Source organism: Citrobacter sp. RHBSTW-00671, from assembly GCF_014103415.1.
Taxonomy (GTDB): Bacteria; Pseudomonadota; Gammaproteobacteria; order Enterobacterales; family Enterobacteriaceae; genus Citrobacter.
In genome coordinates this window covers 1,663,569-1,687,461 of sequence record NZ_JABXPR010000001.1, presented here as the reverse complement: position 1 = coordinate 1,687,461, position 23,893 = coordinate 1,663,569, and the positions used below count along the sequence as shown (strand labels likewise).

Below are 23,893 nucleotides of genomic sequence, written 5' to 3'. Positions count from 1 at the left end.
GACTGGCACCGCCAGTCGCGTTATCAGTTTGAACTCACGTCGCCAAACAACCCATTCAAATAACGTTCCAGCGCGATACGCGAGCTAAAGCCGTGTGGAATACCATAATGTTCATGAGTATCGCCGGCTAAATAAAGCGGGAATTGCTGATAGTGATCGCAGGTTTTAATATCCGTGGCCGGTTCTGCCAGTGAAGAACTACGCTCTTTTAGCGTGGGATGAATCACCAATGCGGTACGTCCCATCCGCGCTTCACGGTTTACATATACATAATTCTCGCCACGTCGATAACCGTATGTTTTCTGTGTGACTACATCAACGGTAAAGCCCACTTTTTCAAGTACGCGCGCCACCTCATCAGGTCGTAAATACATATTATTTTCCTCGTTATCTTTTACTGCGGGCTTACCTTACCTGATTCAGCATTAGCAACGCTTTCAGAAAAGTCCATAAACGAGTGCAGACGGTGAGATGAATATCTTAAGAACAACGCAAATTTATGTCAGCGCCAACCGGAGTTGATATGCAGCCTGCTGCGCTATTTCCGCCGATCGGATATTGGTAAATGACAGTAATATTCCCCCCTTACCTGTTGAGGTGACGCGCCACCGGCTTAAGGCCTGAACCGCCAGTCCGGCCTGATTCGCTTTGCGTACTAACGCAGTGTCATCCCCCGCCACGGCGATCACCAGTTGGATCCCGCCCTCTTGTGGCAACACGCTAAAACCCTGCTCTGTCAGGGCGCTTTCCATCCATTGACGCCGTTGGGCATAATGCTGACGCATCCGTTTTAAGTGCCGCCAGAAATGACCGTCGCGCATAAAATCGGCCAGCGTTTGTTGCCATAAAACCGGCACACTGCAAGCCGTTAGCGCCGCCTGTTGGCGAAAATGTGCGACCTGAGTCAGCGGAACCACCAGCCAGGCGGTGCGTAAAGCGGGAAACAACGATTTACTGAACGTACCCGCATAAATCACCCGCTGCGGCGCATCCAGACTTTTAAGCGGTGGTAACGGTTTGCCGTGGTAACGAAACTCACTGTCGTAGTCATCTTCGATTACCCACGCCTGTGCGCGATCGGCCCATTCCAGCAACTGGTGACGGCGGGCCAGAGAAAGCGCCACGCCCAGTGGGCTTTGGTGTGCAGGTGTCAGCAAGACAAAACGCGCCTGTGGGTAGTGGCGGATCCCCGCGCTGACATCAAGGCCATCGGCATCAACCGCTACAGGCATCAGCTCAACGCGTTCCTGGGTGACCACGGGCCGAATCAATGGAAAGCCGGGATCTTCGACCCACATCCCCTCGCCGGGTGTGGCCAGCGCGCGCAGGATCAACATCATTGACGCCGCATAACCCGACGTAATAAAAACCTGCTCCGGAAGACATTCAATACTGCGTGACACTCGCAGGTAATCGACTATCGCCTGGCGTAACAGCAGTTCACCGCAAACATCCCCCACCGCAAGATCAAAACGTGTTTGGGTACGCAAACGTCGACCCATGACCCGTGCCCAGATATCGCGCGGAAAAAGATCGAGAGCAGGCAATCCCATCTGAAAAAGCTGTGGTGTGCTGTGTTCTCCGGCGAATACGGCAGGGGTTGCGGACGAGGTTTCCAGTCGCAATTGCTCGCTGACAAAGGTTCCCGCCTGCCCGCGTCGCGCAAGCCAGCCCTGTGCCACCAGCTCAGCATAAGCGTTTTCTACCGTCGAACGTGAAACCCCCAGCTCCTGGGACCAGGTTCGGCTGGAGGGTAATCTTGTGCCAGGCTTAAGATCGCCCTTCTCAATAGCGGTTTTTAACTGACGGGCAATTTGCTGGTAGCGCGGCATTTATGGTCTGCTTTTTAAGTAAAAATATGGCTCTCTTTAGCAGACCATTATAGTGCTACATTGCAGGTCATCCAAATGAGGAGCAATACCATGACAATGTTACGCCAGCCCTATTACGAACTCAGTCCTGAAGTCTATAACGCCCTGGTTCAGGCAAGCAAAGCGCTGGAAAACTGCGCACTGGAACCCACGCTGACGGAACTGATTTACCTGCGGGTTTCACAAATCAACGGCTGCGCATTTTGCCTTGAAATGCACAGCAAAGCGCTGCGCAAAGCTGGCGTGGAACAAGCCCGTCTGGATGCGCTGGCGGGTTGGCGGGTGAGCCACCATTTCAGCGAACGGGAACGTGCCGCACTGGCATGGGCCGAGTCCGTCACTCATGTCGCCAGCAGCCATGCCGAAGACGATGTTTATCTGCCACTGCTTGACCATTTTAGCGCCAAAGAAATAAGCGACCTGACCTTCGCAATCAGCCTGATGAACTGCTTTAACCGCCTGGCTGTGGGTATGCGTATGTAATTACGCACCGCCGGATGGCGGCATAAATGCCATCTCCGGCCTGGGATGCGCTCTCCTGTAGGCCGGATAAGACGCGACGCGTCGCCATCCGGCAACCTGTTATAATCCATATCCCATTCCCGTCCCGCTCATCACCCAGGGTATCATCAACCTAAAATTCCCATATCTTGTATGGTTGAATCTTCTTTCATCTACATCTAGTATCTTCTCTATCAGCACGCACACAAGCCGATGTCCATTATGCATCGCTCATTTACCCTTAAATGGAAATACGAATCATGAGTATTATTATTTACACTCGTAATAACTGTGTTCAGTGCCACGCCACCAAACGGGCGATGGAAAGCCGTGGTTTTGACTTTGAGATGGTGAATGTCGATTTGCAGCCTGAACTGGCAGATACCCTGCGCGAGCAAGGTTTTCGTCAGTTGCCTGTCGTAGTGGCAGGCGAAACCCGTTGGTCAGGATTTCGCCCGGACATGATCAATCGCCTGCGCCCGGAACCACGCGTGGTCAGCGCATGACGACGCTCGTCTACTTCTCCAGCAGCTCCGAGAATACGCACCGCTTTATGCTGCGTCTGGCGCTGCCCGCCATCCGCATTCCGCTTAATGAACGCGAGCGGATCCAGGTAGACGAGCCTTACATTTTAATCGTGCCGTCTTACGGCGGCGGCGGTACGGCAGGCGCCGTCCCGCGTCAGGTGATCCGCTTTTTAAACGATCCTCATAACCGGGCATTAATCCGTGGCGTGATCGCCTCCGGCAACCGCAATTTCGGCGAGGCCTATGGGCGTGCGGGTGAGGTCGTCTCACAAAAATGCGGCGTGCCATGGCTCTACCGTTTTGAGCTGATGGGTACGCAAAGCGATATCGAAAACGTTCGAAAAGGAGTGAGCGAATTTTGGCAACGACAACCGCAGAACGCGTAATCCAGCCCGCGCTGGATTATCACGCCCTGAACGCCATGCTAAATCTGTACGATAAAGCCGGGCGGATTCAGTTCGATAAAGATCATCAGGCGGTGGAAGCTTTTTTGGCTACCCACGTCCGCCCTCATTCGGCGGTCTTTGCCAGTCAGCAGGAACGCCTGGAAACGCTGATTCGTGAAGGCTATTACGACGAAAGCGTTTTAGCCCGCTACGATCGCGCGTTCGTGGTGAAGCTGTTTGCCCACGCCCATGCCAGCGGATTCCGCTTTCAGACCTTCCTCGGCGCATGGAAGTATTACACCAGCTATACGCTGAAAACCTTTGACGGCAAACGCTACCTTGAAGATTTTGAGGATCGCGTGACGATGGTGGCACTCACCCTGGCGCAGGGTGACGAGGCGCTCGCCATGCAGCTTACTGATGAAATGCTCTCCGGTCGTTTTCAACCCGCCACACCAACCTTCTTAAACTGCGGCAAACAGCAGCGTGGCGAACTGGTTTCCTGCTTCCTGCTACGCATTGAAGACAACATGGAGTCCATCGGCAGGGCGGTTAACTCAGCGCTGCAGCTTTCCAAACGCGGCGGCGGCGTGGCATTTTTACTCTCAAACCTGCGCGAGGCAGGAGCGCCTATTAAGCGTATTGAAAACCAGTCTTCCGGCGTGATCCCGATAATGAAAATGCTGGAAGATGCTTTTTCTTATGCTAATCAGTTGGGCGCACGTCAGGGCGCGGGCGCAGTGTATCTGCACGCGCATCATCCCGATATTTTGCGTTTTCTCGATACCAAACGTGAAAATGCCGATGAAAAAATCCGCATCAAAACGCTCTCGCTCGGCGTGGTGATCCCGGACGTCACCTTCCGTCTGGCCAAAGAAAATGCGCAGATGGCGCTGTTTTCACCGTATGACGTAGAACGCCTTTACGGCACAGCATTCGGTGATATCGCGGTGAGCGAACGCTATGACGAACTGGTTGCCGACGCGCGCGTGCGCAAAAAATACATTAGTGCCCGCGACTTCTTCCAGCGACTGGCAGAGATCCAGTTCGAGTCCGGCTACCCCTACATTATGTTTGAAGATACGGTGAATCGTGCGAATCCGATTGCCGGTCGTATCAATATGAGCAACCTGTGCTCGGAGATTTTGCAGGTCAACAGTCCATCAACCTATGATGAGGCACTGGGCTATACGCAGGTAGGGCATGATATTTCCTGCAATCTTGGCTCGCTGAACATTGCTCATACCATGGATTCACCTGACTTTGCCCGGACCGTTGAAACAGCCGTGCGCGGCTTAACCGCCGTCTCGGACATGAGTCATATCCGCAGCGTTCCTTCCATTGAAGCCGGGAACAGCGCGTCACACGCCATTGGTCTCGGACAGATGAACCTGCATGGTTATCTGGCGCGGGAAGGCATCGCCTACGGTTCCCCCGAAGGACTGGATTTCACCAATCTTTATTTTTACACCATCACCTGGCATGCGCTGAATACGTCAATGAAACTGGCCCGTGAACGCGGTACATCTTTTGCCGGATTTAGTCAGTCACGCTATGCCAACGGCGAGTACTTTACCCAGTATCTGCAGGGAGACTGGCAGCCAAAAACAGAGAAAGTCCGCGCACTGTTTGCCACAAGCGGCATTACGTTGCCAACCCGGGAGATGTGGCAGCAACTGCGGGATGATGTGATGCGCTACGGCATCTATAACCAGAATTTACAGGCCGTTCCGCCGACCGGCTCAATCTCCTATATCAACCACGCGACCTCAAGCATTCACCCGATTGTATCGAAAGTGGAAATTCGTAAAGAGGGTAAAACCGGGCGCGTTTACTACCCTGCCCCGTTTATGACCAACGAGAATTTGGCCCTGTATCAGGATGCCTACGAGATTGGCCCACAAAAGATCATTGATACCTATGCCGAGGCGACACGGCATGTCGATCAGGGACTCTCACTGACGCTTTTTTTCCCCGATACCGCTACCACTCGCGATATCAACAAGGCACAGATCTACGCCTGGCGTAAGGGGATCAAATCGTTGTACTACATCCGGTTACGCCAGTTGGCGCTGGAAGGAACCGAAATTGAGGGTTGCGTGTCATGCGCACTGTAAGGAGAACAGAATGAAACTATCTCGCGTCAGCGCCATCAACTGGAACAAGATTGAAGATGATAAAGACCTTGAGGTATGGAATCGCCTGACCAGTAACTTCTGGCTACCGGAAAAAGTCCCGCTATCCAATGATATTCCGGCATGGCAAACGTTGAGCGCTGCCGAGCAGCAGCTCACTATCCGCGTATTTACCGGCCTGACGCTGCTCGACACGATTCAGAATATCGCCGGCGCCCCCGCGCTGATGGCGGATTCAATCACGCCACATGAAGAGGCGGTACTGTCGAATATCAGCTTTATGGAAGCCGTGCACGCGCGTTCCTACAGTTCTATTTTTTCCACGCTTTGTCAGACCAAAGATGTGGATGCGGCTTACCTCTGGAGTGAGGAAAATTCTCCGCTCCAGCACAAGGCACAGATAATTCTGACGCATTACGCCAGCGAAGAACCGCTGAAAAAGAAAATAGCCAGCGTATTTCTGGAATCCTTCCTGTTCTATTCCGGCTTCTGGCTACCGATGTATTTCTCCAGCCGCGGCAAGCTGACGAATACCGCTGACCTTATCCGCCTGATCATTCGTGACGAAGCAGTTCATGGTTATTACATTGGCTATAAATACCAAAAAGGTCTGGAGCACGTTTCACCCTCTACGCGTGACGCGCTACAGAATTATGCCCTCGATCTGTTGGTGGAATTATATGACAACGAAGTTCGTTATACGGAGGAACTGTATGCGCAAACCCCGTGGGTGGAAGACGTCAAAGCCTTTCTCTGCTACAACGCCAATAAGGCGCTAATGAATTTAGGTTATGAGGCCCTGTTCCCGGCAGAAATGGCGGATGTGAACCCGGCAATCCTCGCAGCGCTCTCACCCAACGCAGACGAAAACCACGATTTCTTCTCCGGTTCAGGGTCATCTTATGTGATGGGTAAAGCCGTCGAAACAGAAGATGATGACTGGAATTTTTAACGTTTCCTTCCGCGGAAAATACCTTACATTTTCCGCGTTAATATTTTAACGAGATCACATTTTTATCACACAAATAGTGTTGGGTGATCTACACTCAATATCAGCCGCAATATTCGCCTGTATTTCAACAATTCAGGCGCATTTTCAGTGTCATTTACAAAAAATATCCCTCAAGGCTCATCCGCGCTCAGCCCTTATATCATGGGAAATCCCGCCATCTGACGTTTGGCAATATTCATGCCACAAACAAATTCAGGGTTGTCTCAGATTCTCAGTATGTTAGGGTAGAAAAAGGTCACTATTTCCATCAGGTAATATATCGATATAAACAAATAACAGGAATCATTCTATTGCATGGCAATTAAATTAGAAGTTAAAAATCTCTATAAGATATTTGGCGAGCATCCCCAGAGAGCGTTCAAATATATTGAAAAAGGACTTTCAAAAGAGCAAATTCTGGATAAAACAGGGCTATCGCTTGGCGTTAAAGACGCCAGTCTGGCCATTGAAGAAGGCGAGATATTTGTCATCATGGGATTATCCGGTTCGGGTAAATCCACAATGGTACGCCTTCTCAATCGCCTGATTGAACCCACCCGCGGACAGGTATTGATCGACGGCGTAGACATTGCCCGAATCTCCGATGCTGAACTTCGCGAGGTGCGCAGAAAAAAGATTGCGATGGTGTTCCAGTCCTTTGCCCTGATGCCGCATATGACGGTGTTGGACAATACGGCATTCGGCATGGAATTAGCCGGTGTTGGCGCGGATGAACGTCGAGAAAAAGCGTTAGATGCGCTACGTCAGGTTGGTCTGGAGAATTATGCGCACGGCTACCCGGATGAACTTTCCGGGGGAATGCGCCAGCGCGTGGGTCTCGCCCGCGCATTGGCCATCAATCCCGATATCTTATTAATGGATGAAGCCTTCTCTGCGCTCGATCCGTTAATTCGCACCGAGATGCAGGATGAGCTGGTAAAACTACAGGCGAAGCATCAGCGTACCGTGGTCTTTATTTCCCACGATCTTGATGAAGCGATGCGTATTGGCGACAGAATTGCCATTATGCAAAACGGTGAAGTGGTCCAGGTCGGTACACCGGATGAAATCCTGAATAATCCGGCGAATGATTATGTGCGCACCTTCTTCCGTGGCGTAGATATTAGCCAGGTCTTTAGCGCTAAAGATATATCCCGTCGTAGCCCTGAAGGGCTAATTCGTAAAACGCCAGGCGTCGGCCCCCGTTCGGCCCTGCAATTACTGCAGGACAAAGATCGCGAATATGGCTACGTGATTGAACGCGGCAATAAATTCGTCGGCGTGGTGTCGATCGATTCATTAAAAACAGCGTTAAGCCAGGCGCAAGGTATTGATGCGGCATTAATCAACGAGCCGCTAGCCGTGGATGCACAAACTCCTCTTAGCGAGTTACTTTCTCATGTCGGTCAGGCTCCGTGCGCGGTGCCGGTTGTCGATGAGGAACACCAGTATGTGGGCATTATTTCAAAACGCATGCTGCTACAGGCTTTAGATCGCGAGGGGGCAAACAATGGCTGATCAAACCAATCCGTGGGATACCACACCGGCGGCCGACAGCGCCGCGCAATCTGCTGATGCCTGGGGGACGCCTTCAGGCGCACCTGCCGACGGCGCCAGCACAGACTGGCTGACCAGTGCACCGGCACCGGCACCAGAGCATTTCAATATTATGGATCCATTCCATAAAACACTGATCCCGCTGGATAGCTGGGTCACCGAAGGGATCGATTGGGTGGTCACCCATTTCCGTCCTGTCTTCCAGGGCATTCGTGTCCCGGTGGATTACATACTCAATGGTTTTCAGCAACTCCTGTTGGGTATGCCTGCGCCGGTGGCTATTATCCTGTTCGCCCTGATCGCCTGGCAAATTTCCGGTATCGGAATGGGTGCCGCCACGCTGATTTCACTGATTGCTATCGGTGCTATCGGTGCCTGGTCGCAGGCCATGATCACCCTGGCGCTGGTGCTAACCGCGTTGCTGTTCTGCGTGGTGATCGGCCTGCCAATGGGGATCTGGCTGGCGCGCAGCCCGCGTGCGGCGAAGATTGTCCGACCACTGCTGGATGCCATGCAGACCACCCCCGCGTTCGTCTATCTGGTGCCAATCGTCATGCTGTTCGGTATTGGCAACGTCCCCGGCGTAGTGGTGACAATTATCTTCGCCCTGCCGCCCATCGTGCGTCTGACCATTCTGGGGATTAATCAGGTCCCGGCCGATCTGATTGAAGCTTCGCGCTCATTTGGCGCCAGCCCGCGTCAGATGCTGTTTAAAGTGCAGTTGCCGCTGGCGATGCCCACCATTATGGCAGGGGTGAACCAGACGCTGATGCTGGCGCTCTCCATGGTGGTTATCGCGTCGATGATCGCCGTCGGTGGCTTGGGTCAGATGGTTCTGCGCGGTATCGGTCGTCTGGACATGGGTCTGGCTACCGTTGGCGGTGTGGGGATCGTGATCCTCGCCATCATTCTCGACCGTCTGACGCAGGCCGTAGGCCGCGACTCGCGTAGCCGGGGTAACCGTCGCTGGTACACCACCGGTCCGGTTGGGTTTCTCACCCGCCCTTTCACTAAGTAGTTCACCCGTTGCCCGGTGACACATTGCTTACCGGGCCTATACGTCCCTCCAATAATTAAGGAACAACGATGCGACATACCGTCCTTTTTGCCACAGCGTTTGCCACCTTTGTCTCCACCAGCACTTTCGCTGCCGACCTGCCGGGCAAAGGCATCACCGTACAGCCAATCCAGAGCACCATCTCTGAAGAATCCTTCCAGACGCAGTTAGTTAGCCGTGCGCTGGAGAAATTGGGTTATACCGTAAATAAGACAAGCGAAGTCGATTACAACGTCGGCTATACCTCTATTGCCTCTGGCGATGCGACGTTTACCGCCGTGAACTGGCAGCCGCTGCATGATGATATGTACGCCGCAGCCGGCGGAGATAAAAAATTCTATCGCGAGGGGGTATTCGTAACAGGCGCGGCTCAGGGTTATCTGATCGATAAGAAAACCGCTGAGCAGTACAAAATCACCAATATTGCCCAGCTAAAAGATCCAAAAATCGCCAAAATCTTTGATACCAACGGCGATGGTAAAGCTGACATGATGGGTTGCTCGCCGGGCTGGGGTTGTGAAGCCGTGATTAACCACCAGAACAAAGCGTTCGATCTGGAAAAAACAGTCGAGGTCAGCCACGGTAACTATGCAGCAATGATGGCTGACACCATTACCCGCTTTAAAGAAGGCAAACCGATCCTGTACTACACCTGGACACCATACTGGGTCAGTGACGTGATGAAACCGGGCAAAGATGTTGTCTGGCTGCAGGTCCCGTTCTCCTCTCTGCCCGGTGAACAGAAAGATATCGATACCAAACTGCCGAACGGCGCGAACTATGGCTTCCCGGTAAACACCATGCACATTGTCGCAAACAAGGCCTGGGCGGAGAAAAATCCGGCGGCGGCGAAACTGTTTGCCATCATGAAATTGCCACTGGCAGATATCAACGCGCAGAACGCAATGATGCATGATGGTAAAGCCTCAGAAGCTGACGTTCAGGGCCACGTTGATGGCTGGATCAAAGCCCACCAGCAGCAGTTCGACGGCTGGGTAAAAGAAGCGCTGGCTGCGCAGAAATAACCCACTCGTAGGCCTGATAAGCGTGACGCTATCAGGCCCAGTAACCCCACCAATGCCGGATGGTGGCGCGATGCGCCTTATCCGGCCTACACCCCCTTCCCACACCGCACAATCCATCACCCAACAAATCAGCAACATTTAATCACTTCCGTTATGATTGTTTTCTGCAACCCATTATTCAGTTGAAAACAATGACCAAACCCACTCACGGGCTTAGCCCGGCACTGATTGTTTTAATGTCTGTGGCGACCGGCCTCGCCGTTGCCAGTAACTATTACGCCCAGCCGCTGCTCGACACCATCGCGCGAAACTTTTCGCTGTCGGCCAGTACTGCGGGCTTTATCGTCACTGCAGCACAGCTTGGCTACGCGGCGGGGCTCCTGTTTCTGGTACCGCTTGGCGATATGTTTGAACGCCGGATGCTGATTGTCTCGATGACACTGTTAGCCGCAGGCGGCATGTTGATTACTGCCAGCAGTCAGTCGCTGGGAATGCTGATCCTCGGTACTGCGCTAACCGGGTTGTTCTCAGTTGTCGCACAGATCCTGGTTCCCCTGGCGGCGACGCTCGCCACACCAGACAAGCGCGGTAAAGTCGTTGGTACGATTATGAGCGGCCTGTTGCTGGGGATTTTGCTGGCGCGAACGGTTGCAGGGTTACTGGCGAATCTCGGCGGCTGGCGCACCGTGTTTTGGGTGGCCTCAGTATTGATGGCGCTGATGGCGATTGCCCTGTGGCGTGGTTTGCCGAAGATGAAATCAGAGACCCATCTTAACTACCCGCAGCTATTGGGTTCTGTGTTTAGCCTGTTTATCCACGATAAATTACTCCGCACCCGCGCGATGCTGGGCTGCCTGACCTTTGCCAACTTCAGTATCCTCTGGACATCGATGGCATTTTTACTCGCCGCACCACCGTTTAACTATTCAGAAGGCATGATTGGCCTGTTCGGCCTGGCCGGGGCTGCCGGTGCGTTAGGCGCTCGTCCGGCAGGCGGTTTTGCCGATAAGGGTAAATCACACCTCACGACTACCGCAGGCCTGCTGCTACTGTTGCTCTCCTGGCTGGCTATCTGGCTCGGACATACTTCAGTGCCGATGCTGATTATCGGTATCCTGGTACTGGATCTGACCGTTCAGGGGGTACATATCACTAACCAGACCGTTATCTATCGCATTCACCCGGACGCACGTAATCGTCTGACTGCCGGGTACATGACCAGCTATTTCATTGGTGGTGCGGCAGGTTCGCTGATTTCAGCGTCAGCCTGGCAGCATGCCGGCTGGGCTGGCGTTTGTCTGGCAGGTGTGACCGTTGCCGTACTCAATCTACTGGTCTGGTGGCGAGGTTTTCACCGCCAGGAAGCCGTAAATTAGGCGTATAACGTCCGTTTACCTTTGATTGGGCTCCTCAGGGTGTTAAGGAGCCCATCAGTCTGCTAAGGTTATAACGTATTGAGCCAGGTTATTTTAATTTCGGTAATGAAGCCTATAATCCTATGGAAAGCCCTGTTCCCCAGTCTGAATTCCGTTCTGCAACGTTAACTGAAGGATTCAAAGACAGTCTACCGATAGTTATCAGTTATATTCCGGTCGCATTTGCATTTGGAATGAATGCGACTCGCCTGGGCTTTACTCCCGTTGAAAGCGTTTTTTTCTCCTGCATCATTTACGCCGGCGCCAGCCAGTTTGTCATCACAACCATGCTCGCCGCAGGCAGCTCACTGTGGGTCGCGGCTCTGACCGTCATGGCGATGGATGTTCGCCACGTTTTGTACGGCCCTTCTCTGCGTAGCCGTATCGCCCAACAGTTGAGCAAACCTAAAAGCGCGCTATGGGCCTTTGGCCTCACCGACGAAGTCTTTGCCGCGGCAACGGCGAAGCTGGTGCGGGATAACCGCCGCTGGAGTGAAAACTGGATGATCGGCATCGCGCTATGCTCCTGGGCTTCCTGGGTACTTGGCACGGTTATCGGCGCATTTTCCGGCTCTGGCTTACTGAAGGGTTTCCCGGCGGTAGAAGCGGCGCTGGGGTTTATGCTCCCGGCGCTGTTTATGAGTTTTCTGCTGGCCTCTTTCCAGCGTAAGCAAACGCTATGCGTCACGGCGGCATTAGCCGGTGCGCTGGCTGGCGTGACGCTGTTTTCCATTCCAGCAGCCATCCTGGCAGGCATAGCCTGCGGATGCCTGACCGCGCTCATTCAGTCGTTCTGGCAGGGAGGTCCTGATGAGCTATGAGGTTCTGCTGCTCGGTCTGCTGGTCGGCTGCGTCAATTACTGTTTTCGCTATTTGCCACTGCGTCTGCGAATGGGGAATGTGCGCCCGACAAAACGCGGAGCCACTGGAATATTACTCGACACCATCGGTATTGCATCAATTTGCGCCCTGCTGGTGGTGTCTACCGCGCCAGAAGTGATGCACGACGCCCGTCGTTTTGTGCCTACGCTGGTGGGGTTTGTGGTACTGGGTGCAAGCTTCTATAAGACCCGCAGCATCATCATTCCGACTTTACTGAGTGCTCTGGGCTATGGATTAGCCTGGAAAATGCTGTTTGTCTCATAGATTAAAATAATCATTTTAAATAAATAATACATTTACTTTATTTGTCACTGTCGTTACTATATCGGCTGAAATTAATGAGGTTATACCCAAATGGATAGTTCGTTTACGCCCATTGAACAAATGCTAAAATTTCGCGCCAGCCGCTACGAAGAGTTCCCTTATCAGGAAGTGCTTCTGACCCGTCTTTGCATGCATATGCAGGGCAAGCTGCTGGAAAACCGCAATAAGATGCTGAAAGCTCAAGGGATTAACGAGACGTTGTTTATGGCGTTGATTACGCTGGAGTCTCAGGAAAACCACAGTATTCAGCCTTCTGAACTGAGCTGCGCACTTGGCTCGTCACGAACTAACGCCACCCGCATCGCGGATGAGTTAGAAAAGCGAGGCTGGATTGAGCGTCGCGAAAGCGATAACGATCGCCGCTGTCTGCATCTGCAATTGACCGAAAAAGGCCATGCTTTTTTGCAGGAGGTATTACCGCCTCAGCATAACTGCCTTCATCAGCTTTGGTCATCTCTCAGCACCACCGAAAAAGATCAACTTGAGCACATCACCCGTAAACTTCTGACCCGTCTTGATCAGATGGAGCAGGATGGCGCGGTATTAGAAGCGCTGCGCTAACGCGCTGACTCGCTCAGAAATCCAGATTTATAAATGAAAAACCGACAGGCCAGCACGCACAGTGCTGGCCTTTCTGATAAACAGGTCGGCCCCAGCCGATGTGAAAAAAATAAGATCGTGGAGAACAACATGAGCGCAAATGCGGAGACTCAAACCCCGCAGCAACCGGTCAAGAAGAATGGCAAACGTAAAAGTATGCTGCTGCTTCTGACCTTGCTCTTTATTATCATTGCCGTGGCATATGGGATTTATTGGTTTTTAGTACTGCGTCATATCGAAGAGACAGACGATGCGTACGTGGCAGGGAACCAGGTTCAAATTATGGCGCAGGTATCAGGCAGCGTGACGAAAGTCTGGGCTGATAACACTGACTTTGTAAAACAGGGCGATGTCCTGGTCACTCTCGATCAGACAGATGCCAAACAGGCATTTGAAAAGGCCAAAACTGCGCTGGCGTCCAGCGTGCGCCAGACGCACCAGTTGATGATCAACAGCAAGCAGCTGCAGGCAAGCATTGAAGTCCAGAGAACCGCGCTGGCCCAGGCACAAAGCGACTTTAATCGCCGTGTCCCGCTGGGTAACGCCAACCTGATTGGCCGCGAAGAGCTGCAACACGCCCGCGATGCCGTCGCCAGCGCTCAGGCTCAGCTTGATGTCGCAATCCAACAATATAATGCGAACCAGGCGATGATTCTGGGTAGCAAGCTGGAAGATCAACCCGCTGTACAACAGGCCGCCACCGAAGTGCGTAATGCCTGGCTGGCGCTGGAACGTACTAAAATTGTCAGCCCGATGACCGGCTATGTTTCCCGTCGTGCCGTGCAGCCTGGCGCGCAAATTAGCCCGACGACGCCGCTGATGGCGGTGGTTCCGGCCACTAATCTGTGGGTGGATGCCAACTTCAAAGAAACACAGCTGGCACACATGCGTATTGGCCAACCGGCGACCGTTATCAGTGATATTTACGGCGATGATGTGAAATACACCGGGAAAGTCGTCGGCCTGGATATGGGTACGGGCAGCGCTTTCTCCCTGCTGCCGGCGCAAAACGCGACCGGTAACTGGATCAAAGTCGTCCAGCGTTTGCCGGTACGTATCGAGCTGGATGCGCAGCAGCTGGCACAACATCCACTGCGTATTGGCTTGTCGACACTGGTTACGGTAGATACCGCTAATCGTGACGGGCAGATCCTGGCAAGCCAGGTCCGCACGACGCCAGTATCTGAAAGTAATGCACGTGAAATCAACCTTGATCCGGTCAATAAGATGATCGAAGAGATCGTGCAGGCCAACGCGGGCTAATTCAAAGGTGCGTGTGATGCAACAGCAAAAACCGCTGGAAGGCGCGCAGCTCGTCATTATGACGATTGCGCTGTCCCTGGCGACATTCATGCAGGTGCTGGACTCCACCATTGCTAACGTGGCGATCCCCACTATCGCCGGGAACCTCGGCTCTTCACTGAGCCAGGGAACCTGGGTAATCACCTCATTCGGGGTGGCGAATGCTATCTCTATTCCGATCACCGGCTGGCTGGCAAAGCGCGTTGGCGAAGTAAGACTCTTCATGTGGTCAACTATCGCCTTCGTCATTGCCTCATGGGCATGTGGGATGTCCACCAGCCTGAACATGCTGATTTTCTTCCGCGTCATTCAGGGTATTGTCGCCGGTCCGTTAATCCCGCTCTCGCAAAGCCTGTTACTGAATAACTATCCTCCCGCCAAACGCTCCATTGCCCTCGCGCTCTGGTCGATGACGGTGATTGTTGCCCCGATCTGTGGCCCCATTCTTGGGGGCTATATCAGCGACAACTATCACTGGGGCTGGATATTTTTCATCAACGTGCCAATCGGTGCTGTAGTGGTATTGATGACGCTGCAAACCCTGCGCGGTCGGGAAACCAAAACCGAGCAGCGGCGTATCGACGCCATTGGTCTGGCGCTACTGGTCATTGGTATCGGCAGTTTGCAGATTATGCTCGACCGCGGCAAAGAGTTGGACTGGTTCGCCTCGCAGGAAATTATCATCCTGACGGTCGTCGCCGTGGTGGCAATCAGCTTCCTCATCGTCTGGGAGCTTACCGACGAACACCCCATTGTCGATCTCTCACTGTTTAAGTCGCGTAACTTTACCATCGGCTGTCTGTGTATCAGTCTGGCCTATATGCTCTACTTCGGCGCAATTGTCCTGTTGCCGCAGCTATTGCAGGAGGTGTACGGATATACGGCAACCTGGGCGGGCCTGGCGTCTGCGCCGGTTGGGGTGATTCCCGTGATCCTGTCGCCGATTATCGGCCGTTTCGCACACAAGCTGGATATGCGTCGGCTGGTCACGTTCAGCTTCATCATGTATGCCGTCTGTTTCTACTGGCGTGCGTGGACGTTCGAACCCGGTATGGATTTTGGCGCATCGGCCTGGCCGCAGTTTATTCAGGGCTTCGCGGTGGCCTGCTTCTTTATGCCATTGACCACCATCACGCTATCGGGTTTACCGCCTGAACGAATGGCGGCAGCATCGAGCCTGTCTAACTTTACGCGAACGCTGGCGGGTTCTATTGGTACATCGATCACCACGACGATGTGGACGAGCCGTGAGTCGCTGCACCATGCGCAACTGACGGAGTCAGTAAACCCTTACAATCCTAATGCGCAGGCTATGTATAACCAGCTGCAGGGATTAGGGATGACCAAAGAACAGGCATCCGGCTGGCTGGCGCAGCAAATCACCAACCAGGGGCTGATTATTTCTGCTAACGAAATCTTCTGGATGTCTGCAGGGATTTTCCTCGTGCTACTCGGCCTGGTATGGTTTGCCAAACCGCCATTCGGTGCAGGCAGTGGCGGCGGCGGCGCGCATTGATCAAAAAAGCCAGTTCAAATGAACTGGCTTTTTTATGCCTGACATTTGGTGACCCGATAGCACGATGCTTAGCAGGCCCGCCCAGACTAGATATGCAGTTCCTGCAGCTTGTCTTTTGGCAGCGCCAGCTCTTCATTGCTGTTAACGCGGACATCACGTTCCAGAATATGACGGGCAATGTCCTGCGCTTCGCTGAGGGAGTGCATCTGATACGTACCGCACTGGTAGACGTTCAGTTCTGGGATCTGATTCTGATCCTGAACTTTCAACACATCTGCCATTGCGGCTTTCCAGGCATCAGCTACGCGTTGTTCGTCCGGCGTTCCAATCAGGCTCATGTAGAAACCGGTACGGCAACCCATTGGCGAAATATCGATAATCTCAACGCCGTTACCGTTGAGGTGGTTACGCATAAAACCAGCAAACAGGTGTTCCAGCGTATGAATACCTTTCTCAGGCATCACTTCTTTGTTCGGAATGCAGAAACGCAGATCAAACACGGTGATAGCGTCGCCATGCGGGGTGTTCATCGTTTTTGCAACCCGGACTGCAGGAGCTTCCATCCGGGTGTGATCGACAGTAAAACTATCTAACAACGGCATTTAGCCACCTCCGATAAATTTTTTTAAAATATTCTGAACTCTTTGTTCCGGGGCGAGTCTGAGTATATGAAAGACGCGCATTTGTTATCATCATCCCTGTTTTCAGAGATGAAATTTTGGCCACTCCCGAGTGGCCTTTTTCTTTTGTATCAGGCGTGCTTTTCCAGCCACACGCCAAACGGCTCAGTATCTGCCGCTTCAATCTCCTGCTGACGGCGCCTGGAAGCCGCACTTTCAGCAATAAATTCTTCTTCCTGCAGCAGTTCCAACGGTTCTTCGCGCAGCAGGTTACGGTAGGCTTCACCCAATGCTTTACCCGTTCCGCCAATACCTGTATCAATCATAGACCGCAGGATCCGCGCTGAGAATGTCAGCTCAGGATTATCAAAGCAGGCAACCAGCTCGTCACATACTTTTTGATATTCCTCTCCCCCGTGAATGCTGTCCAGCGTTTGTGCCACACGTTTCAGATCACGGAACAGATCTTTACCCACTTTAGGCAGCGGGAACTGAGCCGTTTCACAACCAATACCTAACGTCAGACCTGGCTTGCGCCCTTCCAGAATAACGCGATTCCAGTTAGTACGCGTACACAGCAGCTCGTCGCTACTCATTTCCGGCGCATCAGCCAGAACGCACCAAACCATGAACAAATCGAGGAAGCGCACCTGCTGTTCATCTACGCCGATTGGCGAGAATGGGTTGATGTCGAGTGAACGCACTTCGATGTACTCAATGCCGCCGCGTAGAAGCGCATCAGACGGCGTTTCACCGCTGCGAGTCACGCGTTTCGGACGAATTGGCGCATACAGTTCATTTTCGATCTGCAAAACGTTGCTGTTGATTTGCAGGCGCTTACCGTCTTTCTCCAGACCGATCGCCGCGTATTCTTCTGAAGGCGTTTTAATCGCGCGCTTCAATCCTGCCACATACTCATGCAAATCGTTAAACGTAATTCCGAGATTGCTTTGCGACTTATTGGTATAACCCAGGTCACTCAGACGCAGCGACGTGGCATAAGGCAGGTAATACATACCACAATCGGTTTTTTCAAACGGCAGCGTTGTCGGCTTTCCTTGCAGGAAGGAGGAACAAATTGCGGGTGAGGCACCAAACAGATACGGGATCACCCAACCGAAACGGTAGTAGTTGCGGATCAGACGGAAATACCCTGCTGACACTTTTTCTTTAACGTCTTCATCACTATCTGTTACGCCACATTTCGCCTGCCAGAAAGCCATCGGCAGCGAGAAGTTGTAGTGTACGCCGGAGATAGTCTGCATCAACGCGCCGTAACGGTTTTTGAGGCCTTCACGGTAAAGGGTTTTCAGACGACCGATATTCGACGTGCCGTACTGCGCCAGCTCGATATCCTGACCTTCGGCAATATAGCAAGGCATGCTCAGCGGCCACATACGCTCATCGCCAAGATTCCTGGCGGTATAGCGATGCAGATCGCGCATGAACGTGAGCATTTTGTGAATGTCATCGCCCGGTGGAGTAATAAACTCCAGCAGCGTTTCGGCAAAGTCAGTGGTTATCCATTTATGCGTTAGCGCTGAACCTAACACTTCAGGATGGCCTGTCGTTGCCAATGAACCATCAGCATTAACACGCAGCGTTTCGCGCTCGAGCCCGCGTTGAATCCCCTCTAACGCATGAGGATGTTTTTCCAGCCAGGCCAGCGCCTGTGATACGTCCGGGATCAAATTGACCTCCCGCCTGTCAAAATCGTTTTAATTAGCATAATGGTATTGGTCACCCTGAAGGTTATTCCACAACACAATTAGTGCCACCACATAATGCCTTGCGTCGTAACCGCCGCGACCACAACATAGCGCAGCGCTTTGCCAAGGCATAAGAAAAAGAGAACTGGGCCCCACGAGATGCGCATCCATCCCGCTAACAAGCACAGTAAATCACCCACAACCGGCATCCAGCTTAATAATAGTGTGACAACGCCATAGCGCCTCAGCCAGCCAGTGGCTTTCTCTTGCCAGCGCGATGTTTTACGCAACGGAAAGAAACGCCCAAGGATAACGTTAGTTAACCCTCCAAGGCTATTACCCATTGTTGCTGTTAAAACTAAGACCCAGGGATGACTCGCTCCAGAAACCAGTAAGGCAACTAAAACAACTTCAGAATTTCCAGGTAATAGCGTGGCGCTGAGAAAGCTGCTGGCAAACAATGAGAGGAGCGACAGTCCATCACTCACAGTAACCGAACATCCACAGCATCCATTCCTGCCGCACGCGCTGCCTGCAACCCAAAATCGGCATCTTCAAACACAACGCAGCGAGCCGGAACGACGCCCATACGCTCAGCACATAACAAGAAGGTATCAGGAGCCGGTTTATGGCGCTGTACGTGATCGGCCGCCACCACGGCATCAAAATAACGACGCAGTCCAAGGTGAGTAAGCAGAGCTTCTGCAATGGCACTTTCGCTCCCTGTACCTACTGACATAGGACGGCGGCCATACCAGGCCTTCACAACATCGACCAACGGTAAAGGCTGGACGCTATCCAGCAGCATGCTTTTAACCTTATCGGTTTTTTCACGCGCCAGTGCATGGGGGTCAAGATCGGCATGGTTCAGTTCAATCACCGATTGGGCAATACGCCACGTTGGGGAACCGTTGAGAGCGACCATAGCCTGCTCATCAAAACGTAGCCCATAGCGTCCTAATACCTCATGCCACGCTTTACGGTGCGTAGGCTCGGTATCCAGGATGGTACCATCCATATCAAAAATTAAACCTGCATAACGTTCGTACATCGTCTTCTCACAAGCCGATTAACCAGACGTTATTTTATCGTAATTGATTGATTTTGTCGCTGACAGCGAATTGAGGATTGTTCAGGGAAGACAAGGAAATAATTCAGGGGGAGGTAAGAAAACAATTCAGGAGAAGATGGTGCATCCGGGAGGATGCACTCGGTCACGCCTCGCCCTGTGGGCCGTTGCTGAAGCAACGTTATCCACCCTGGTGCTGGCGATTATCTCGCAGACCGTGAAACAACAGTTTCGCTGTTATTTAGGAGAAGAATGGTGCATCCGGGAGGATTCGAACCTCCGACCGCTCGGTTCGTAGCCGAGTACTCTATCCAGCTGAGCTACGGATGCATCGGTGAAACCAGATTGGAGAAAACAAGAGATGGTGCATCCGGGAGGATTCGAACCTCCGACCGCTCGGTTCGTAGCCGAGTACTCTATCCAGCTGAGCTACGGATGCATCAGGGAAACTTGCTTTACTGCCGATATTGATATCGTAATAAACGATATCAAGTAAGAGATGGTGCATCCGGGAGGATTACTCGGCTGCGCCTCGCCCTGCGGGCCGTTGCTAAAGCAACGTTATCCTCCCTGGTGCTCGCGATTATCTCGCAGACCATGAAACAACAGTTTTGCTGTTGTCTCGGAGAAGATGGTGCATCCGGGAGGATTCGAACCTCCGACCGCTCGGTTCGTAGCCGAGTACTCTATCCAGCTGAGCTACGGATGCATCAGGGAAACTTACTTTACTGCAGATTTGATGTCGCTGCTAAAGCGCTATCAAGTAATATGGTGCATCCGGGAGGATTCGAACCTCCGACCGCTCGGTTCGTAGCCGAGTACTCTATCCAGCTGAGCTACGGATGCAAATGGCGGTGAGGCGGGGATTCGAACCCCGGATGCAGCTTTTGACCGCATACTCCCTTAGCAGGGGAGCGCCTTCAGCCTCTCGGCCACCTCACCAACACGCCTCTTACGAGTGCTTCGAAGAACTTGTTTCTGCTCATCGTCGCTGCGTGGCGCACATATTACTTTCTGGGACTTATAAGTCAAACAATTTTTCCAGAGCTTTTATCGTTTGCACATTTCACGCGCAATTAGTCTGCAAAAACGGCAAAAAGAGTGTTTTATCAACAGATAAATCGGCGTTATACGCAGACGATGTACGAACAGAAAAATCATCGGGGAAGACAATAACAGCATCACTGCAGAGAAAACGACGTGGAATGACAATAATCAGAGAGAAGTCAGAGCGGTATAGAAAGAGATAAGAGCGCAATGAGGAGGTAAAAAGTAAGAAAAGAGAATGCTCGATCAGGTTGCGCCTCACCAGACAGGTGAGACGCGAAAACCTTAGTAACTGGACTGCTGGGATTTTTCAGCCTGGATACGCTGGTAGATCTCTTCACGATGGACAGAAACTTCTTTCGGGGCGTTGACGCCAATGCGCACCTGGTTGCCCTTCACCCCTAAAACTGTCACGGTGACCTCATCGCCTATCATGAGGGTCTCACCAACTCGACGAGTCAGAATCAGCATTCTTTGCTCCTTGAAAGATTAAAAGAGTCGGGTCTCTCTGTATCCCGGCATTATCCATCATATAACGCCAAAAAGTAAGCGATGACAAACACCTAAGTGTAAGCAGTCACGGCATCACATTCTGTTAAACCTAAGTTTAGCCGATATACACAACTTCAACCTGACTTTATCGTTGTCGATAGCGTTGAGGCAAACGCTGCGGATTGAAGTCCGCAGCGTCGACTTACGCTTATAATTTTTACAGTTTTGCGCTAACCCAGCCTTTCACACTGGCTAACGCTGCCGGCAGAGCCGCAGCATCCGTACCACCGGCTTGCGCCATGTCCGGACGACCACCACCCTTGCCGCCTACCTGCTGAGCGACCATCCCAATCAGTTCCCCTGCTTTCACGCGGTCTGTCACATCCTTAGACACGCCCGCAATCAGAGAAACCTTACCTTCAGCAACTGTTGCCAGTACAACAACAGTAGAACCCAGCTGATTTTTCAGATCATCAACCATGGTACGCAGCATTTTCGGTTCAACGTCCGCAAGCTCGCTGACCAACAGCTTCACGCCGTTGATATCAACTGCTTTGCTGGAAAGGTTCGCACTTTCCTGCGCTGCGGCCTGTTCCTTCAATTGCTGCAATTCTTTTTCGAGCTGACGCGTACGTTCCAGTACGGAACGAACTTTATCACCGATATTCTGGCTATCGCCTTTCAGCAGCTGCGCAATATCGCTTAAGCGATCGCTTTCAGCATGCACGGTATTCAGAGCGCCTTCACCGGTCACGGCTTCGATACGACGAACGCCCGCAGCGGTACCAGACTCGGAGACAATACGGAACAGACCGATATCGCCCGTACGGCTGGCATGAGTACCACCACACAGTTCGGTAGAGAAATCACCCATGCTCAGAACACGCACGTGGTCATCGTATTTCTCACCAAACAGCGCCATTGCACCTTTGGCTTTCGCTGCCTCGAGATCCATGATGTTCGTTTCAATCGGTAGGTTGCGACGAATTTGCGCATTCACCAGATCTTCAACAGCACGAATTTCAGCAGGCTTCATCGCTTCGGTATGCGAGAAGTCGAAACGCAGCACTTTATCGTTTACCAGTGAACCTTTCTGCGCCACATGCGTGCCCAGAACCTGACGCAACGCCGCGTGCATCAGGTGCGTTGCGGAGTGATTGAGACGGATCCGCGCACGACGCGCTTCATCCACATCAGCCTGCACCGCATCGCCCACTTTCAGAGAACCCGCAGACAGCTTGCCAATATGACCAATTGCCTGACCATATTTTTGCGTGTCGTTCACGGCAAAGGCAAAACCGGCGCCTTTCAGTTCACCTTTATCGCCAACCTGGCCACCGGATTCTGCATAGAACGGCGTCTGATCCAGAACAACGACAGCGTCCTGACCGGCGTTAATGGCATCTACCGCTTTACCATCAACAAACAGCGCGGTCACTTTGCCGTTCAGTTCCAGGTTCTCGTAGCCTTTAAATTCAGAGGCACCATCAACACGAATCATCGCATTGTAGTCTGCGCCAAAACCGCTGGCTTCACGCGCACGACGGCGCTGTTCTTCCATTGCGGCCTCAAAGCCAGCTTCATCAACCTTAATGTTGCGCTCGCGGCAAACGTCTGCCGTCAGGTCAACCGGGAAACCGTAAGTGTCATACAGGCGGAATGCTGTTTCGCCGTCCAGCGTATCGCCAGACAGTTTCGCCAGTTCTTCATCCAGCAGTGCCAGACCACGTTCCAGCGTACGCGCAAACTGCTCTTCTTCGGTTTTCAGAACCTGCTCAACCATAGCCTGCTGACGCTTCAGTTCTTCACCTGCAGAGCCCATGACGTCCACCAGCGGACCAACCAGCTTGTAGAAGAAGGTATCTTTCGCGCCCAGCATGTTGCCATGACGTACCGCGCGACGAATGATACGGCGCAGCACATAGCCACGGTTTTCATTCGACGGGACAACGCCATCGGCAATCAGGAATGCGCAGGAACGAATATGGTCGGCGATAACGCGCAGTGATTTATTGCTCAGATCGGTCGCACCGGTCACTTTCGCCACGGCTTCGATCAGTGAGCGGAACAGGTCAATTTCGTAGTTGGAGTTAACATGTTGCAGCACGGCCGCAATACGCTCCAGACCCATACCGGTGTCCACGGACGGCTTCGGCAGCGGTTCCATGGTGCCGTCGGCTTGACGGTTGAACTGCATGAAGACGATGTTCCAGATCTCAATGTAGCGATCGCCATCTTCTTCTGCGCTTCCCGGAGGGCCACCCCAAATGTGGTCACCGTGATCGTAGAAAATCTCGGTGCACGGACCGCAAGGGCCGGTATCACCCATCTGCCAGAAGTTGTCGGATGCATACGCAGCGCCTTTGTTATCCCCAATACGGATGATACGTTCGCGCGGAATACCGACTTCTTTTTCCCAGATTTCATAGGCTTCATCGTCAGTTTCGTAGACGGTGACCCACAGACGCTCTTTTGGCAGAGCAAACCAGTTTTCACCGGTCAGCAGTTCCCATGCGTATTGAATAGCATCGTGTTTGAAGTAGTCGCCGAAGCTGAAGTTGCCCAGCATTTCGAAGAAGGTGTGGTGACGTGCAGTGTAACCGACGTTTTCCAGATCGTTGTGCTTACCGCCCGCGCGTACGCAACGCTGCGAAGTGGTTGCGCGGGAATAATTACGCTTGTCGAGGCCAAGGAATACATCCTTGAACTGGTTCATCCCGGCGTTGGTAAACAACAAAGTAGGGTCATTGTTGGGTACCAGGGAGCTGCTGGCAACTACCTGATGTCCTTTACTATGGAAAAAATCGAGAAACGCCTGACGGATCTCAGCGGTGCTCTTGCTCATAATTATCCTGAAGAAATCAAGC

At 52.6% G+C, this 23,893-nt stretch carries 22 protein-coding genes and 5 tRNA genes; 14 read left to right on the top strand and 13 right to left on the bottom strand.

Features of this window, described 5'->3' with window-relative positions; translation table 11 throughout:
• Window positions 1–23 precede the first annotated feature (23 nt).
• Both HV261_RS08085 and pdxR read right to left on the bottom strand, forming a co-directional pair.
• Window positions 24–374, bottom strand: a complete 351-nt coding sequence (locus tag HV261_RS08085) for a DUF2002 family protein (protein WP_005122944.1) — start codon at window positions 372–374, stop codon at window positions 24–26.
• 123 nt (window positions 375–497) lie between these two features.
• Window positions 498–1,832 carry a MocR-like pyridoxine biosynthesis transcription factor PdxR gene (pdxR, locus tag HV261_RS08080; RefSeq protein WP_202037951.1) on the bottom strand — a complete coding sequence of 445 codons (1,335 nt, stop codon included), beginning with the start codon at window positions 1,830–1,832 and terminating at the stop codon, window positions 498–500.
• A 90-nt stretch (window positions 1,833–1,922) separates the two neighbouring features.
• Here pdxR and HV261_RS08075 point away from each other — a divergent pair, with 90 nt between their 5' ends.
• The 14 genes from HV261_RS08075 to emrB all read left to right on the top strand — a co-directional run bounded on the left by HV261_RS08075 (window position 1,923) and on the right by emrB (window position 16,089).
• A complete protein-coding gene (locus tag HV261_RS08075) occupies window positions 1,923–2,354 on the top strand; it encodes a carboxymuconolactone decarboxylase family protein (protein ID WP_137383540.1) in 432 nt (143 codons plus the stop codon).
• Window positions 2,355–2,632: 278 nt separating this feature from the next.
• A complete protein-coding gene (gene nrdH, locus HV261_RS08070; protein ID WP_202037950.1) occupies window positions 2,633–2,878 on the top strand; it encodes a glutaredoxin-like protein NrdH in 246 nt (81 codons plus the stop codon).
• Window positions 2,875–3,285 (top strand): class Ib ribonucleoside-diphosphate reductase assembly flavoprotein NrdI, encoded by a 411-nt coding sequence (gene nrdI / locus HV261_RS08065; protein ID WP_202037949.1) that lies wholly within the window; start codon window positions 2,875–2,877, stop codon window positions 3,283–3,285. The genes nrdH and nrdI overlap by 4 nt, the downstream gene beginning before the upstream one ends.
• Complete coding sequence (gene nrdE / locus HV261_RS08060) at window positions 3,258–5,402, top strand: class 1b ribonucleoside-diphosphate reductase subunit alpha (protein WP_202037948.1); 2,145 nt, start codon at window positions 3,258–3,260, stop codon at window positions 5,400–5,402. The genes nrdI and nrdE overlap by 28 nt, the downstream gene beginning before the upstream one ends.
• A 10-nt stretch (window positions 5,403–5,412) precedes the next feature.
• On the top strand, window positions 5,413–6,372 hold the full coding sequence (gene nrdF / locus HV261_RS08055) for a class 1b ribonucleoside-diphosphate reductase subunit beta (protein WP_202037947.1): 960 nt from the start codon (window positions 5,413–5,415) through the stop codon (window positions 6,370–6,372).
• Between the two features lie 354 nt (window positions 6,373–6,726).
• Window positions 6,727–7,929, top strand: a complete 1,203-nt coding sequence (gene proV, locus HV261_RS08050) for a glycine betaine/L-proline ABC transporter ATP-binding protein ProV (RefSeq protein WP_202037946.1) — start codon at window positions 6,727–6,729, stop codon at window positions 7,927–7,929.
• On the top strand, window positions 7,922–8,986 hold the full coding sequence (gene proW / locus HV261_RS08045; RefSeq protein ID WP_202037945.1) for a glycine betaine/L-proline ABC transporter permease ProW: 1,065 nt from the start codon (window positions 7,922–7,924) through the stop codon (window positions 8,984–8,986). The genes proV and proW overlap by 8 nt, the downstream gene beginning before the upstream one ends.
• Before the next feature lie 68 nt (window positions 8,987–9,054).
• Window positions 9,055–10,050, top strand: a complete 996-nt coding sequence (proX, locus tag HV261_RS08040; protein ID WP_202037944.1) for a glycine betaine/L-proline ABC transporter substrate-binding protein ProX — start codon at window positions 9,055–9,057, stop codon at window positions 10,048–10,050.
• 191 nt (window positions 10,051–10,241) lie between these two features.
• Window positions 10,242–11,426 carry an MFS transporter gene (locus HV261_RS08035; RefSeq protein ID WP_137383532.1) on the top strand — a complete coding sequence of 395 codons (1,185 nt, stop codon included), beginning with the start codon at window positions 10,242–10,244 and terminating at the stop codon, window positions 11,424–11,426.
• A 122-nt stretch (window positions 11,427–11,548) separates the two neighbouring features.
• Window positions 11,549–12,286 carry an AzlC family ABC transporter permease gene (locus tag HV261_RS08030; RefSeq protein ID WP_202037943.1) on the top strand — a complete coding sequence of 246 codons (738 nt, stop codon included), beginning with the start codon at window positions 11,549–11,551 and terminating at the stop codon, window positions 12,284–12,286.
• Window positions 12,276–12,611, top strand: coding sequence for an L-valine transporter subunit YgaH (gene ygaH / locus HV261_RS08025; RefSeq protein ID WP_137383530.1), 336 nt, complete (start codon window positions 12,276–12,278; stop codon window positions 12,609–12,611). The genes HV261_RS08030 and ygaH overlap by 11 nt, the downstream gene beginning before the upstream one ends.
• Window positions 12,612–12,701: 90 nt before the next feature.
• Entirely contained in the window at window positions 12,702–13,232 is a 531-nt protein-coding gene (gene mprA / locus HV261_RS08020; RefSeq protein ID WP_005122929.1) for a transcriptional repressor MprA, read from the top strand.
• A 129-nt stretch (window positions 13,233–13,361) separates the two neighbouring features.
• Window positions 13,362–14,534: a multidrug efflux MFS transporter periplasmic adaptor subunit EmrA gene (gene emrA / locus HV261_RS08015; protein ID WP_048213008.1), complete on the top strand. Its 1,173-nt coding sequence runs from the start codon at window positions 13,362–13,364 to the stop codon at window positions 14,532–14,534.
• Between the two features lie 16 nt (window positions 14,535–14,550).
• Window positions 14,551–16,089: a multidrug efflux MFS transporter permease subunit EmrB gene (gene emrB / locus HV261_RS08010; protein ID WP_061068443.1), complete on the top strand. Its 1,539-nt coding sequence runs from the start codon at window positions 14,551–14,553 to the stop codon at window positions 16,087–16,089.
• Between the two features lie 86 nt (window positions 16,090–16,175).
• On the opposite strand, the gene luxS is transcribed toward emrB, so the two are convergent.
• The 11 genes from luxS to alaS form a co-directional block, all read right to left on the bottom strand.
• The gene (gene luxS / locus HV261_RS08005) at window positions 16,176–16,691 is read right to left on the bottom strand and encodes an S-ribosylhomocysteine lyase (RefSeq protein ID WP_005130532.1); all 516 of its coding nucleotides are present in this window, start codon (window positions 16,689–16,691) and stop codon (window positions 16,176–16,178) included.
• Window positions 16,692–16,840: 149 nt separating this feature from the next.
• Window positions 16,841–18,400 (bottom strand): glutamate--cysteine ligase, encoded by a 1,560-nt coding sequence (gene gshA, locus HV261_RS08000; protein WP_202037942.1) that lies wholly within the window; start codon window positions 18,398–18,400, stop codon window positions 16,841–16,843.
• 77 nt (window positions 18,401–18,477) lie between these two features.
• Window positions 18,478–18,906 (bottom strand): YqaA family protein, encoded by a 429-nt coding sequence (locus tag HV261_RS07995; RefSeq protein ID WP_202037941.1) that lies wholly within the window; start codon window positions 18,904–18,906, stop codon window positions 18,478–18,480.
• Entirely contained in the window at window positions 18,903–19,469 is a 567-nt protein-coding gene (yqaB, locus tag HV261_RS07990; RefSeq protein WP_040232255.1) for a fructose-1-phosphate/6-phosphogluconate phosphatase, read from the bottom strand. The genes HV261_RS07995 and yqaB overlap by 4 nt, the downstream gene beginning before the upstream one ends.
• A 271-nt stretch (window positions 19,470–19,740) precedes the next feature.
• Window positions 19,741–19,817: transfer RNA gene (locus tag HV261_RS07985), tRNA-Arg, on the bottom strand.
• A 32-nt stretch (window positions 19,818–19,849) separates the two neighbouring features.
• Window positions 19,850–19,926: transfer RNA gene (locus HV261_RS07980), tRNA-Arg, on the bottom strand.
• Between the two features lie 193 nt (window positions 19,927–20,119).
• A tRNA-Arg gene (locus HV261_RS07975) sits at window positions 20,120–20,196 on the bottom strand.
• Between the two features lie 60 nt (window positions 20,197–20,256).
• Window positions 20,257–20,333 (bottom strand) — tRNA-Arg (locus tag HV261_RS07970).
• A gap of 3 nt (window positions 20,334–20,336) precedes the next feature.
• Window positions 20,337–20,429 (bottom strand) — tRNA-Ser (locus HV261_RS07965).
• A gap of 390 nt (window positions 20,430–20,819) precedes the next feature.
• On the bottom strand, window positions 20,820–21,005 hold the full coding sequence (csrA, locus tag HV261_RS07960; RefSeq protein ID WP_000906486.1) for a carbon storage regulator CsrA: 186 nt from the start codon (window positions 21,003–21,005) through the stop codon (window positions 20,820–20,822).
• A 238-nt stretch (window positions 21,006–21,243) separates the two neighbouring features.
• Window positions 21,244–23,871 (bottom strand): alanine--tRNA ligase, encoded by a 2,628-nt coding sequence (gene alaS / locus HV261_RS07955; RefSeq protein WP_137382792.1) that lies wholly within the window; start codon window positions 23,869–23,871, stop codon window positions 21,244–21,246.
• Window positions 23,872–23,893: the final 22 nt, after the last annotated feature.

Excerpts from the sequence above, each read along its gene's own strand:
- HV261_RS08085 (WP_005122944.1), bottom strand. The coding sequence starts at position 374 with ATGTATTTACGACCTGATGAGGTGGCGCGCGTACTTGAAAAAGTGGGC.
- pdxR (WP_202037951.1), bottom strand. The coding sequence starts at position 1,832 with ATGCCGCGCTACCAGCAAATTGCCCGTCAGTTAAAAACCGCTATTGAG.
- HV261_RS08075 (WP_137383540.1), top strand. The coding sequence starts at position 1,923 with ATGACAATGTTACGCCAGCCCTATTACGAACTCAGTCCTGAAGTCTAT.
- nrdH (WP_202037950.1), top strand. The coding sequence starts at position 2,633 with ATGAGTATTATTATTTACACTCGTAATAACTGTGTTCAGTGCCACGCC.
- nrdI (WP_202037949.1), top strand. The coding sequence starts at position 2,875 with ATGACGACGCTCGTCTACTTCTCCAGCAGCTCCGAGAATACGCACCGC.
- nrdF (WP_202037947.1), top strand. The coding sequence starts at position 5,413 with ATGAAACTATCTCGCGTCAGCGCCATCAACTGGAACAAGATTGAAGAT.
- proV (WP_202037946.1), top strand. The coding sequence starts at position 6,727 with ATGGCAATTAAATTAGAAGTTAAAAATCTCTATAAGATATTTGGCGAG.
- proW (WP_202037945.1), top strand. The coding sequence starts at position 7,922 with ATGGCTGATCAAACCAATCCGTGGGATACCACACCGGCGGCCGACAGC.
- proX (WP_202037944.1), top strand. The coding sequence starts at position 9,055 with ATGCGACATACCGTCCTTTTTGCCACAGCGTTTGCCACCTTTGTCTCC.
- HV261_RS08035 (WP_137383532.1), top strand. The coding sequence starts at position 10,242 with ATGACCAAACCCACTCACGGGCTTAGCCCGGCACTGATTGTTTTAATG.
- HV261_RS08030 (WP_202037943.1), top strand. The coding sequence starts at position 11,549 with ATGGAAAGCCCTGTTCCCCAGTCTGAATTCCGTTCTGCAACGTTAACT.
- ygaH (WP_137383530.1), top strand. The coding sequence starts at position 12,276 with ATGAGCTATGAGGTTCTGCTGCTCGGTCTGCTGGTCGGCTGCGTCAAT.
- mprA (WP_005122929.1), top strand. The coding sequence starts at position 12,702 with ATGGATAGTTCGTTTACGCCCATTGAACAAATGCTAAAATTTCGCGCC.
- emrA (WP_048213008.1), top strand. The coding sequence starts at position 13,362 with ATGAGCGCAAATGCGGAGACTCAAACCCCGCAGCAACCGGTCAAGAAG.
- emrB (WP_061068443.1), top strand. The coding sequence starts at position 14,551 with ATGCAACAGCAAAAACCGCTGGAAGGCGCGCAGCTCGTCATTATGACG.
- luxS (WP_005130532.1), bottom strand. The coding sequence starts at position 16,691 with ATGCCGTTGTTAGATAGTTTTACTGTCGATCACACCCGGATGGAAGCT.
- yqaB (WP_040232255.1), bottom strand. The coding sequence starts at position 19,469 with ATGTACGAACGTTATGCAGGTTTAATTTTTGATATGGATGGTACCATC.
- csrA (WP_000906486.1), bottom strand. The coding sequence starts at position 21,005 with ATGCTGATTCTGACTCGTCGAGTTGGTGAGACCCTCATGATAGGCGAT.
- alaS (WP_137382792.1), bottom strand. The coding sequence starts at position 23,871 with ATGAGCAAGAGCACCGCTGAGATCCGTCAGGCGTTTCTCGATTTTTTC.